The sequence below is a fragment of the Pseudoalteromonas sp. MMG005 genome (assembly GCF_018101015.1).
GTDB classification, from domain to species: domain Bacteria; phylum Pseudomonadota; class Gammaproteobacteria; order Enterobacterales; family Alteromonadaceae; genus Pseudoalteromonas; species Pseudoalteromonas aurantia.
In genome coordinates this window covers 70,248-83,848 of record NZ_JAGJEK010000013.1, presented here as the reverse complement: position 1 = coordinate 83,848, position 13,601 = coordinate 70,248, and the positions used below count along the sequence as shown (strand labels likewise).

Annotated in this window: 10 protein-coding genes; 3 read left to right on the top strand and 7 right to left on the bottom strand. The window is 40.5% G+C overall.

Translation table 11 applies throughout. The features are described 5' to 3' along the window. Positions 1-128 precede the first annotated feature (128 nt). Entirely contained in the window at positions 129-1,676 is a 1,548-nt protein-coding gene (locus tag J8M01_RS11645) for an AbgT family transporter (RefSeq protein WP_192508038.1), read from the bottom strand. Positions 1,677-1,871: 195 nt separating this feature from the next. Between J8M01_RS11645 and J8M01_RS11640 the strand changes: the two genes are divergently transcribed. The 3 genes from J8M01_RS11640 to J8M01_RS11630 all read left to right on the top strand — a co-directional run bounded on the left by J8M01_RS11640 (position 1,872) and on the right by J8M01_RS11630 (position 6,001). Beyond that, entirely contained in the window at positions 1,872-2,717 is an 846-nt protein-coding gene (locus J8M01_RS11640) for an HDOD domain-containing protein (RefSeq protein WP_192508039.1), read from the top strand. Between the two features lie 345 nt (positions 2,718-3,062). Further along, positions 3,063-4,574, top strand: coding sequence for a response regulator (locus tag J8M01_RS11635; RefSeq protein WP_211058095.1), 1,512 nt, complete (start codon positions 3,063-3,065; stop codon positions 4,572-4,574). A 260-nt stretch (positions 4,575-4,834) separates the two neighbouring features. Continuing rightward, positions 4,835-6,001, top strand: a complete 1,167-nt coding sequence (locus J8M01_RS11630; protein ID WP_211058140.1) for a divalent metal cation transporter — start codon at positions 4,835-4,837, stop codon at positions 5,999-6,001. A gap of 59 nt (positions 6,002-6,060) precedes the next feature. Here the strand turns inward: J8M01_RS11630 and J8M01_RS11625 are convergent, their stop codons facing one another. The 6 genes from J8M01_RS11625 to fadI all read right to left on the bottom strand — a co-directional run bounded on the left by J8M01_RS11625 (position 6,061) and on the right by fadI (position 13,317). Further along, positions 6,061-7,146 carry an energy transducer TonB gene (locus tag J8M01_RS11625; RefSeq protein WP_211058094.1) on the bottom strand — a complete coding sequence of 362 codons (1,086 nt, stop codon included), beginning with the start codon at positions 7,144-7,146 and terminating at the stop codon, positions 6,061-6,063. 102 nt (positions 7,147-7,248) lie between these two features. Next, complete coding sequence (locus J8M01_RS11620) at positions 7,249-7,524, bottom strand: YfcL family protein (RefSeq protein ID WP_210996726.1); 276 nt, start codon at positions 7,522-7,524, stop codon at positions 7,249-7,251. An 8-nt stretch (positions 7,525-7,532) separates the two neighbouring features. Beyond that, a complete protein-coding gene (locus J8M01_RS11615) occupies positions 7,533-8,660 on the bottom strand; it encodes an ATP-NAD kinase family protein (RefSeq protein WP_192508043.1) in 1,128 nt (375 codons plus the stop codon). Then, positions 8,650-9,207, bottom strand: a complete 558-nt coding sequence (locus J8M01_RS11610) for an elongation factor P hydroxylase (RefSeq protein ID WP_211058093.1) — start codon at positions 9,205-9,207, stop codon at positions 8,650-8,652. Before J8M01_RS11610 ends, J8M01_RS11615 begins: the two co-directional genes overlap by 11 nt. Positions 9,208-9,793: 586 nt before the next feature. Then, the gene (gene fadJ / locus J8M01_RS11605; RefSeq protein ID WP_211058092.1) at positions 9,794-12,007 is read right to left on the bottom strand and encodes a fatty acid oxidation complex subunit alpha FadJ; all 2,214 of its coding nucleotides are present in this window, start codon (positions 12,005-12,007) and stop codon (positions 9,794-9,796) included. Continuing rightward, positions 12,007-13,317 carry an acetyl-CoA C-acyltransferase FadI gene (gene fadI, locus J8M01_RS11600; protein WP_211058091.1) on the bottom strand — a complete coding sequence of 437 codons (1,311 nt, stop codon included), beginning with the start codon at positions 13,315-13,317 and terminating at the stop codon, positions 12,007-12,009. The genes fadJ and fadI overlap by 1 nt, the downstream gene beginning before the upstream one ends. Positions 13,318-13,601 lie beyond the last annotated feature (284 nt).

Sequence of the window (13,601 nt, the reverse complement as noted above, 5' to 3'; positions counted from 1 at the left end):
TCAGCTTATAAAATAACGCTTATAGTCAAGAATATTGATATGAGTACACACATAAAAAAACGCCTCATTAAGGCGTTTTTTTAAATGCCACACTTTAAGTAAAGTGTACGCGATATTGCGTTTATCGACTATGGGTATGTATAGCTTGACTGCAAACCAAGTGGAAAACCAAGTCCCCAATATGCAAGCAAGAATAAACTCCAACCAATTAAAAATGCGATTGAGTACGGTAACATCATCGCAATCAGCGTTCCAATTCCGGTCCCTTTAACATACTTCTGACAATACACCACAACTAACGGAAAGTATGGCATCAAAGGCGTAATAATATTCGAACTAGAATCACCGACGCGATAGGCCGCTTGTGTTAAATCAGGAGAAATACCTAATTGCATTAACATTGGCACAAATATGGGCCCTAACAAGGCCCATTTAGCTGAGCTTGAACCAACGAAAAGGTTAACAAAAGCGGTTAAGAAGATAATGCCTACCACGGTCACTGAGCTTGGCAATGCCATTGCCTTTAATACTTGAGCACCTTCAATTGCCAATAATGCACCCAAGTTTGATTGACTAAATGCAGCGATAAACAAAGCACAGAAAAATGCCATGACAATATAATAGGCCATACTGCCCATCGCTTTGCTCATTGCATCTATCATATCTTTCGAGCTTTTAAATGTCCCAACCATGAAACCAAATATGGCACCAGGGATCCAAAACAGTAAAAAGATCAGCGGGACGATAGACTGCATAAGGGGGGCACTAAAATCAGTTAATGAACCATTAGGGCTGCGTAATGCTGATTCTTCGCCACTTGATGCATATGCGAGTAGCGCAAGTCCTGCAATCATCACTGAAGATGCCACATAAAAGGCTGTACGTTCCTTTCCTGTCACTTCATCAAAGGCTGGTAAGTTTTCAGTATCGCCGTCTATCTGAGTGTCTTTTAGACGCGGCTCAATAATTTTATCGGTGATATACCAACCCAGTAAAATAATAAAAAGACTTGATGCCGACGTGAAGAACCAATTGTTTAATGGGTTAATCGACATAGTTGGATCAATAATATGTGCGGCGCTTTGCGTAAAGCTTTGCAGTAATGGATCAATACCAGAAGGAATAAAGTTTGCGCTAAAGCCACCGCTAACCCCAGCAAAAGCTGCTGCAATACCAGCCAGCGGGTGTCGACCCATTGCATAATAGATAACCCCTGCGATAGGGATCACCAAAACATAGCCTGCATCAGTAGCCGTATGACTAACGATTGCAATTAATATAATGGATGGCGTTAATAACGCCTGAGGCGTTCTTTTTAACATCAACTTTAAGCCCGCATTGATATAACCCGAGTGCTCAGCAACACCAACCCCTAACATCGCAACAAGTACAACACCTAATGGTGCAAACCCAGTGAATGTTTTAACCATAGAAGACAAAAAGCCAGCTAATGCATCCCCACTAAGTAAATTATTTACAACAATCGCTTGTCCTGTTCTTGGGTCTATCGCATCAAAGCTTGTGCCTGAAAATAACCAAGATAAAAACCAAATTAATATCATCGCAATTAAAAATATAATCGCTGGATCAGGTAACTTATTGCCGACTCGTTCTATTGAGTTCAAAAACCGCGTGATCACCCCTGAAGGTGCCGCTGCACTTGTTTGTTGCGTCATCTTTCATCTCTAAATAGCAAAATTGATTAACCTTAACGCAATTTACTATTAACTCGCAATAATTTGCGCCCTAAATTGGGACTAATAATGTAATATACCGCCAGATAGCACCTTTGAGATGTTTTTTTAGTCTAATCGTCTTCAATTCTTTCACTTTGAACTATTCTTGTATTTAAGCCTCGTAAGGATATACCCATGATTGACATTGATGATTCAGTTCTTAAAGATATTAAAAGCGGGTTTAACTTACCACCTAAGCCCGAATTACTCAGCCAGCTACAAGACAGTCTAAAAGAAGATGAACCTGATTTATGCCAAATAGCTAGCTTGATCGCAACCGACATAGCGACCTCTGCTGCTGTATTAAAAGTTATCAATTCGAGTAGTTATGGGATGTCTAGAACCATTACTGATATTCGACAAGCGGTGATGTTTTTAGGGCTGGATAGCATTACCCAATTGGTTACCGGATTCTTGATAAAGCAAGCCTTTGATCAAAACAAGTGCTGTATTAAACTTGAGCGATTTTGGGACACTGCAACTGAAATTGCGGACGTTGCGACCCTGATTGGTAAAAAAATAAAATCAAAAGTGCCTGTCGAAAACTTACATATGCTGGGCCTATTTCACGACGCGGGTATACCTGCTATGGCAATGAAATACTCAAATTATGTGGATGTATTAGCAACAGCAAATGAAAATTATGATCAAAACCTTGTCTTCCATGAAGAATCCTTTTTTCATACTAACCACGCCGTTATTGGTTATTATTTAGCAAACAGTTGGAACTTACCAAAAAATATCTGCCAGCTAATCTTACGTCACCACGATGTACACTATTTTTCAGAGAAGCATCCAAATGATGAAAAACTGTGTATGGCTGCACTCAAAATGGCTGAAGACTTAGTACATGTCAATAAACGATTCGTGCCTGATCCGGATTGGCATCATGTGAAAGCTTCTGTTTTAAAAGTGCTCGATCTTGAAGAAGATGATTACCAAGATATTAGAGATGATGTACAAGATTACTTTATTGAATAGACTCGTTAGCCAAAGCTACCAGCGCCATCGATACCATGTTGTGTACGAGTTTTATGATCTTATTATAAGCACTAAATTTTCTAGCACTCTCAACGTCTATAACTTTAATTAAATGTAAACAAATGAAAATACCCTCTTGATATTTAGCCATTAATAGCATATAAATCGTTCCAAATTAATAATGACGGTTCTAGATGGCGTTTTCTTTGGATTAATCATTCCCTGTACGCTTCAAACTGTGAATTAATAATTCAAACCCATGATTTATATAATTAAAAATACAATGCAGCATAAACATATTGAATGTTTTCTAACCCCTAAAAATACGATAGAGAGAGTTTCAAATTGCAACTGGTCAATTTAAATATTGCGATTATTGATGAAAATAAAACAAACGTTGAAATTCTCTCAAAAATGCTTCAAAGCTTAGGGGTATTCAATGTATTTACCTTCAATCATCCGCAACAATTTGTCGATGAGGTAGAAACTCAGCAATTCGACATGCTATTTCTTGACCATAATATCGACCAATTACATAACCACTATGACATGATCAGTGATCTTATTTTTGCTGACAAATTACTACCAACGACTCGACTTATATACTTAGCTCCAGAAAATACATCGTTTGATTATACGTGTGAATACCCCTTTCATAGTACACAAATGCTCATACGCCCTTTCAACACGGCTCAAATTTCAGAGCAATTGAAGCTACATGTTTTACAAATCACTGAATTTAAAACCGCCTATCACTTTATTAGCCAAAAGCACTATAAACGCGCACTATTGCATTTAAAAAACTTAAGAAATCGAAATTATCCAAACTATTTAAAAAAATCTAGAAATCAACTGCTTGTTAATTTGCTACAACAACTAGGGCAATATAGCATCGCTAAAAAACTGCTAGTGCCACTTGCAAAAAAACACATCCATTGGGCCAGTTGGAGCTTATTTCATGTAAATTATGAACTCAAAGAGCTTGATAAATGTAAGCAGTTCTTAGCTTCACCACTCATTCAAAAGGTATATCCCGTTCGCGTATTTTATTGGCAGATTTATTTGTCGTGGCAAACTGGTAAGCGTGACATCGCAACAGAACAGGTTCTAGCATTTGAGCTGGATAAAATGTCGCCTATGATGTTACGTTTGAGCCTCATGACATTGCATGCAAACAATGAGACCAATGCGCTTGAAAACCTATTTAATCGAACACAAACAATACGTAGCGATAATATTGACTATCAAAACTTCATAGCTTGCCTACGCGCAAGGACGATGATTTTATCGGCGCTTTTTGAGCAAACAGATATCCATATCAGTAATGCTAAACAAAGTCTTATTGGTGTACAAAAAACAATGCAAGCCACCCAACCCACAGAATTTAGTACGCTTATGGTGGCGCTTATGACCCTTGATGGCAACAATTCCGTCGCAAAGGGAAAATTGTATCAATTGGCACAACACAGTAGTGATGATCCTATTCAAATCATTTTTCAAGCATATTTGTATCACCACTTAGGTGAACACCAAGATGCATTTGAGTGTATTTACACTGCACATCAATTGATCAACCGACAACTTAAAAATTGCCAACACGTATTAGCAGGGTTAATGCATAAGATCATATTTGAACACATGTATCATGATAGTTCCTCGCGCGCCCGTGCTTATGAAAAGCTAGGACAACGCGTTTATGCTTCAGGTGAATACAAAAATGCCGTTAAAATTTATGGCCATGCGCTCAACGCTGGAGTAAATAGCAATGAAATTAAATCTCGTTTAGAAGAATGTATACACTTAAGTGGTATCACTGACCACTTTTACCAAACGCAAATGGATACAGTCACCGCATAGTGGATACATTTACTCCCTCACTTTAGCCCACTTGCAGCCCTACCTTATGTAAAATTACTGTTTATATAAAGGTTTACACAGGTTAATATACTCAAATAGATGTCAGTCTCGCCTATTGGGTAGATACTGTTCGTACAATTATCTTGAATATCGCAGTAACCAAAAACATAACCATTATAATTTTGATATCATGTAAAAAGGATGTATTCGTGCTTGCAAATATCCAAAACAAGTTTAACTCTCTTGGACCAGGAATACTCATGGCCACCGCCGCAATTGGTGGCTCACATCTCGTCGCAGCAACACAAGCAGGTGCATTATTTGGTTGGCAATTATTGTGGCTTATTGTTGCTGTGAACTTATTAAAATATCCGTTTTTTCGCTTTGGTGTTGAATATACGCTGCATACTCAAAACAGTGTTATTCACGGCTATAAGCAACAAGGTATTGCCATATTTATTGCATTTACTGGACTCAATGTGATTGCCGCGATCGTAAATACCGCGGGTGTGTTGTTACTAACAGCAAGCTTACTACATTACGCCCTCCCCATTCAGGCTAGTGTCACTACTTTATGTTTTGCAATACTGACTGTGTGCCTAATCATCTTACTCTTTGGCCATTACAAGGTACTAGATAAAGCCAGTAAATGGATCATGAGTGTGTTAACACTCGCGACTTTATCGGCATTGGCAATTGCCATATTGCAAGGGAGTGCCCATCCAGCTCCTGAGGTAATGCCTGAACCGTACCGATTAGCCATGTTAGGTTTTTTGGTTGTGCTAATGGGGTGGATGCCCGCACCTATAGAAATATCAGCGATTAACTCACTTTGGATCAAAGCAAAATGTAGAAATATGCAGTTGAGCTACCGCCAAGGCATGTTCGACTTCAATTTAGGCTATGGGCTTACCGCCTTTTTGGCAATTGTTTTTTTCGCGCTGGGTGTACTCGTGCAATTTGGTAGTACCAGTAAAATAGAACTAGCGGGTGTCGCTTTTAGCAAACAGTTAATAGATATGTACACACTCACTATCGGTGAGTGGGCACGAAGTTTAGTGTCTGCTATTGCATTCCTATGTATGTTTGGCACAACACTTACCGTACTTGATGGGTACGCCAGAACATTAAATGACGCATTGTCATTAACTCGTAAAGATCCCCCAAAAAATAGTCTTACAGCACTGATATTATTACAGGCAAGTTTAGGGATGGCGGTTGTGTTATTTTTCAAAGCGAACCTCAAAGAAATGCTCACGTTTGCAATGACTTTGGCATTTGTTACCACCCCATTATTTGCATGGTTTAATTACCGCCTGGTAACGAGCATCAAAAAGCCGCCAACAGGTATGTTAAAAGTGCTCACATGGGTAGGTCTAGCTTATTTATTTGGGTTTGCTCTCTTATTTGTATACTGGCGCTTTTAAGCATAGGTACGAGTAACATACACGTGCACTGTGTTACTCATACCACTTAACTTTTACTGCTAATCGTTCAAACGAAAGTCGATTTGTACGGTAGACTTTGCCGGCACAGCTTTGCCGTCAACAAATTTAGGGGCATATCTCCACTGTTTCAATGCCTTTATTGACGGCTTTTGAAATCCAATATTCTCATCTGGATTCAAAACTAAAATATCCTCAACAAATCCACTTGGCGTCACTGTAAACTCCAATTGTACGAACCCTTCCCGAGAAAATTCAGCTGCTCTTCGAGGGTAAATAGGTGCTTGCCTGTAAAGTGGGGTCTGCTCAATGTTATTGTTCCAGGGCCGCATTTTTGCGATGGCCACACAATGCTTGGTTGCCGCTTCACTATTTCCAACACGCTCATAAGCTGCCACGAGCCTAGAGTGTGCAAAGAGCTCCATTGGGTGTTCAAAATCTAGATTTTCATCAAACACATTAACAATATTATTCAACCGTTCTATCGCTTCATTATGACGCTTGCGTCCAGTTTCATAGGCTGCTACCCACATATCTACTTCAAGCCGATGTAAAGCGTTAGCAGGCAAGTGCGCACTGTTAAGTTCATCAGTGCGTTTTAAGTATCGCTTAGCTTTTCGATAATGCTTTTGCTCTTCAAAGAATATTTTCGCTGCTTCAAAATTAATCTTCGACTCAAGTAATAAATCTTGCTTTTTTTGTGCTATTGCAATGGCACTATCAATAAATTCAGAGCCGGAGCTTCGACGTCCTAACTGCACCGTTGCTTCGGTGAGTGATATCAACGGGTCAATTAACTGTTGGCTGGCTTCACCATGTAACTTCTGTGTCCCTGTAACTATTTTCTTATAAAGAGCGACTCTTTCTTCGGCCATTTTACTAGGCATGGCCTCGGCATAATTCGCGGCTAAATTCAGTGTGTTTTGATGCCCAGCGCCATATATTTCTTTCCCCAGTTGATAGGCTTGTTCAGCAAGTAATTGCTTCTGAGTATCATCTTTGTGCGCGACGGCTTGCTGATAGGCTTGGTAGACTTGTTTAAATTCTTTCTGTGTATCTGCACTAGCGTGAATATTAGCGCTAAGTAACAATAATGTCGCGAGAGTTCCATGTTTTATATAGTTCATATTATATCCATATATAATTTTATAATTACCTGATTATTAATATCATAATCTTCAGGCATAAAAAAACCGTGCTAAGCACGGTTTAAGTGTAGCGTATTTTAACTAGCTTAACGCTTTAACTTGCTCCCATATGGACACAACATGGGCCTTATCTTCGTCGGTCAACTCTCCATTGCGATAAGCTTTAACTAAACTTTTCTCAACGTTATCATTTAACTCTGTCGAGCTAAGTGCTTCGCCCTCTACCTGAGCATATCCAACCGCAAGATCAAAATGACCACGTAAATAACCGCCCGCAAATAATTCATCATCACTGGCTTTATCAACTAAATCATCAAAAAATTGTTGGGCAGCTTCTACATAATCTTGAAATGACATGACTTCTCCTAATTTAAATCTTGGTGGCCTACAGCATACATCACGTGATCATTGTACCCTGTGATCACTTTAATATAACCACTTAATTCGTTGTCTAACGCTTGATCACCTGTGTCTGCAATTAATGGACGCCCGTTCAGCGCTTGTAACTTAGTCTTTGTTGCCACAATGATTATATTCTCACGCCCTACTTTGCGTATTAAATCTGGGCTCAACTGTTGATTACCTCGTCCAAAAATATGACCTTGACCGCCAATCAACGTAATCACTAATTTAGTCGGGCACAAACCGGCACTATCATAAAGTTGAGCTGCCGTCATATCTTGCCCTAACAGGGTATGATCTTTGATCAAATCAACGCCAAGCAATGTATTATCTAGCCCTAATTCTTCCATAATAGCCGCAACGGTCGACCCTGAGCCCATAATATATTGCTCGTCTTCGTCCATTTCACTGATCACATAAGCAGATAAATCTGCAAGTACTAACTCGTCAGTTTCTTTACCGCCATTCTTCACACTTTGCACGTAACGAACCTCTGAAGGTACCTGCATTTCTCCATAACGCTTTGCTTTCACTGTTCCTTGTCGAAAGGCAACCTCATCAATGTCCATCACATTCGCTTCACCTAATGTAACCAAATCACCATTAATCAACATCTCCACGACTCGACCGGCTGCTTTTGGGGTAATGGCATAAACCCCCGAATGTATCTTACATCCAGCGGGAACCCCCAAGACTGGTAGTTGCTCACCGACAGCAGCACAAATATTTCTTGCTGTTCCGTCTCCGCCAGCAAATAAAATCATATCAACACCTTGCGCTAGCATTTCTTTAGCTGCAGCTTCAGTATCTTGTGGGCAGGTCTTAGCGCCTGTAGAAAACACGACCTGTGTTTCAAAACCCAATGCTTTTGCACATAACTCACCCATGTCGCCATTGACCGTGTAAATTTTTAGCTCCGCAATATATGGAACTAACAATTCCAATGCTTGACGTGTACGCAAATTGGCTTTCGGCTCAGCGCCCAACGCCAGTGCATGTTCAGCTGTATCTGCACCATCACTACCTTTGAGCGCAACACTGCCGCCTAAACCTGCTACTGGGTTAATAATCAAACCAAGTTTAAACTGCATCTAAGAACTCCTCTGGACACTGCCACTCAAACTGTTCGGCCGTAAGTGGCCAAGGTGTACTGTAAAATTCACTTAGGGCTTGTAGTAATATTTCAGTTCGTTCACTAAAACCATCTTCAACCAAGCGCAGAACTTGCTTGTGTACGCGTGTTTGAAAACTAAAACGGCATGTTTGTGCCCCATTTAAGTTATCAATCGATACATTAAACGTAAAACCGGCAGCAATACTTAATGCCCATTCAATTGCCTGAGGCTTCACTTCGACACTTTCAAACTCTAACTGCTGCGCTTTATTTCGACCATCAGGGCAATACCAATAGCCATAATCTTCTAACAACCGGCGATGCTCTCCTGCAACTAACCAATGCGCAATTTCATGTAATGCACTGGCATAAAAACCATGTGCAAACACAATCTGATGAAACGGGGTTTCAATACTTGCGGGGATATAAACGGGTTCATGCTGACCTTTTATGAGCTTACTGTTATACGTTTTATAAAAGCTCTCGTCGAATATACGAATTAGATCGTGGATCTGGTGTGTCAAAGTGGTAATAGTTCCAAGTTAGGGGGGTGAGACAATCGTCGTATTGTACGATTTTTTGCTGCTAATGTAAAAAACAAGGCCTAATTCAAAACAAATAAAACAGGGACTAACATACCCCATTTGATTGGCTATTTGCATAACTAATCTGTGTTAATTCATAAACTATCAGCCCCCAAAAAAACGGAACGATCATGTCACTATTTCACCACTCGCTAGAAAGGGATTAAATCTAAATTAAGGTAGATAAAAGTCGTTCCATAATCTTTATTTCTCAACGGAGAGAATATCTTTTTCAATTTCCTAAAAAGCCTTGTATTTTAATACAAATTTTACCGCCAAGTAATAAACCAGCACAGCAAAGATAGGTATTACAAGGATTAATGCCTAGCTTTAGTGCATTAAACCAAGACGATACAACACGCCGAAAATATGGAAGGTCAGTTACCTGATAATGCATTAATACCGAAAACCACCAAGAGCTCAATTTATTTAAAATGCACAATTATGCAGTGTAAAAACAGCTATTTTACAAAAAAAAAGCTATGCAATGCACAGCCTTTTTCTAAATAAAGTAAGTCGCCTCAGATCATGCGGGCTTTTCTTCACTACTTGGCTTAGCAACCACATTATCAGATTCAGCTTGTACTGCGTCTTTAGCTTGTTCAGTTGGCACTTCTACCAATACCGTTTGCACTTTATCAGTTGCATAAAAACGCGCTCCAGAATCAGCCAATTTCATTAAGCTTTCAGCTGGCGTAAACACCACATTTTCTGATGCATAAGTCGACAGTTCAGAGCACACTTTATTGATCCCACGCTTATCCATATAGCTAAATGGTCCGCCTAAGAATGGGGGGAAACCAATACCGAATATTGCACCGATATCTCCATCTCTGGCGCTAGCAATAATACCTTCATCTAAGCATCGAGCCGCCTCATTTAGCATCTGCGCAACGCATCGGCTGGCTATTTCTTGCTTGTTTAAACGGGGGCTTTGGGTGATCCCCAATAACTCATACACCGACTCGTCAACTTTTTTACCCTTTTTCTCATAGGTATAAAATCCACGACCGGTTTTCCTACCTAAGCGTTTAGAATCTATTAAACGTTCAAACGCATTCGGCGCTTTAAAACGCTCTCCCAGCTCTTTTTCAAGGATAGGCGCTATCTTCGACCCGATATCAATGCCTACTTCATCCAGCAACGCAAGCGGTCCAACTGGGAAGCCAAATTCGACTAACGCTTGGTCAATCTTTTCTATTGGTTCACCCGCCAAAAGTAAATTTGCCGCTTCATTCACATAAGGTGCAAGAATACGATTGACGTAGAAGCCCGCTTTATCTTTTACAACAATAGGCGTTTTACCTTGTTTGCGGGCAAAGTTTACTGTACGAGAAATCGTCTCTTGTGACGTGCCTTCATGAGGAATAATCTCTACCAATGGCATTTTCTCCACAGGAGAGAAATAATGAAGCCCAATGACGTTTTCAGGACGTTGAGCTTGCTCTGCTATTTGTGAGATTGGCAAAGATGATGTGTTACTAGCGAAAATAGTATCTTCCCGACTTTCCCGCTCAATATCAGCAACCATGCTTTGTTTTAAGTTCAAATCTTCAAATACAGCTTCGATTACCATATCGACATGCTTAAATGCTGTATAGTCGGTGCCGCCTGTGATCCGGTTCATTGTTAGTTGCAGCTCTGAGTGAGACATAATGCGACGTTTTTGACGTTTTGAGAGAATTTTATAACTATAATTCATCGCATTACTGACGCCTTGTTGCGCGACATCTTTAATTCGCACCAACGCACCCGCTTTCACTGCACTCACATGCGCAATCCCAGCTCCCATCAAACCGCCACCTAATACCGCGGTACGTTTAACAGGTGCCACATCGTCACTTTTATATTCTTTTTTCATTTCAGTGGTGGCAAAAAAGATACCACGCAATGATTTAGATACATCTGTCATTACAAGATCTGCAAACCCTTCGGCTTCAGTCTTATACGCTTTTAGTTCTCCTAGCTCAACAGATGCACGCACTGCTTTAATAATATTCAACGGAGCTGGGTAATGCCCCCCTGTTTTTTTCATCACATTATCATGTGCTTTTTTGAAAATAATATTGCGACCAAACGGATTAGATTCTAATAACTTACTTATTTTATCAAGTTTAGGCTGCACCACTTTTGCTTTGCCTTTCATCGCATATTTTGCAGCAACGTCCAGTAAAATACTATGAGGGACACTGTCATTTACTAAACCTGCTTTTCTTGCTTGTTTAGCGCGAATTTGTTTACCAGTTAACATCCATTCCAATGCTTTTTGAATACCAACCAGCTTAGGTAAACGCTGTGTGCCCCCACCACCAGGTAACAAACCAAGTTGCACTTCCGGCAAACCAAGTTTGGTTACATCACTATCGGTACAAATACGGTAATCACAGGCTAAAGCAAACTCTAACCCGCCGCCTAATGCCGCACCATGAATAGCTGCGACCGTTGGATAGGGCTGCTTTTTCATACTAAAAAATGCTTGTTGGCACATTTCAGACAATGCCAAAGCATCTTCACGTTGTTCAGCGCTATCCAACATTTTAATGTCGGCGCCAGCGATAAAGTTATCGGCTTTACCACTGATGAACACCATTCCTGTAATATTGTCGTCTTGCCCTTGCTTTAAGGTGACCAGTAGATCATCTGCGAAACTGTCCCGCAATGTATTCATTTTTTCGCCTGGCACATCAATAGTGACAATCGCAACGCGCTTTTCATTTAACTCATAAGTAAATACTGACATTATGCACTCTCCAATACAAAGGCCGCACCTAATCCACCAGCCGCACATGCTGTGGTTAATGCCAAACCGCCGCCACGGCGTTTTAGTTCATGTAGGCTTTGCGTAATTAAGCGAGCACCCGTTGCAGCAAACGGATGTCCATACGCAAGCGAACCACCATTGACGTTAAATTTATCCATATCAATTTCACCCAGTGCTTTTGCGCGCCCGAGCTTTTCTTTTGCAAACTTATCACATCCAAACATTTTCATATTTGCCAATGCCTGTGCAGCAAATGCTTCATGCATTTCAATAAGATCTAAATCTTGTAAGCTGATCCCCGCTCTATCAAGCGCTATTGGCGTCGAGTGAGCCGGCCCCATCAACATATCTTCTTGTACACCAATCGCTGAAAATGCAAAACTGCGTACATAACCTAGTATGTCATAACCCAGTGCTTTAGCTTTGCTTTCACTCATCATTAGGACCGCAGCTGCGCCATCCGTTAACGGTGTTGCATTCGCCGCGGTCACTGAACCATGCTGTCTATCAAACACAGGTTTAAGTTTTGCGTAACCTTCAAGTGTTGAATTACCACGAATATTGTTATCTTGCTCTATAAACGACTTATAAGGAGGAACATGTGCTGTCATCACCTCTTCATTAAGCAAACCGTCCGCCCATGCTTTAGCTGCCAATGAATGTGAACGATGCGCCATTGCATCTTGATCTGCACGGCTGATCCCATGTGTTTTTGCCATTTGTTCTGCGGTTTGGCCCATAGAAAGACCCGTAGAATACTCAGCCACGGCTGGCGGAACGGGCATTAAATCTTTCAAACGTAGTTTAGAAAATATTTGTAATCTCTGACCTAATGTACGCGCTTTGGTTAAATCGACTAAGCTGCCTGCAAGCTTTTTACTGACACCAATCGGTAACACAGAAGATGAATCCGCTCCGCCCGCTATACCCACTGTCGTTGAACCTGCAATGATTGACTCTGCAACATTAGCAATCGCTTGAAAGCTCGTTGCACATGCTCGAGATACTGAGTAGGCATCAACCGATACTGGCATACCCGTCCCTAATACGATTTCACGCGCAATATTTGGAGCTTCTGGCATTTGCACTACCTGTCCAAAAACCAGCTGGTCAATTTCACTCTTATCAAAATTCAGACGCTCAAGCATTTCATTGACGACCAATTTACCCAAATCTAATGCGGGCACATGATGAAACGCCGTCGCTTGTTTCGCAAATGGCGTACGTAAACCACTCACAATCGCGATTCTATCGCCTTTTGTTGTTTTTAGAATATTTTGTTCAGACATTGATTTTGCTCTCCCGCTGACAGGTCTGACCTGTTTTATTTATCCTGATTCTAAACAACCCCTTTCATAATGCCAATAGAAAATTCAATATTGATGACAAAAGAAGCAAACCCCCTCTACCCTAGTTTGTTTTTTATACAGCTGCAAAAGTTATTGAAAAAACAAGGGAACTAAATAGAAACACACGGTCTAAGTAAACGCAAAATAACCAAAAAAATTAATTTGAAAGACTTGAGTTCTTGGAGTGAAATCCTTATAACTTAGGAAAAATTTGTCAGTACAAG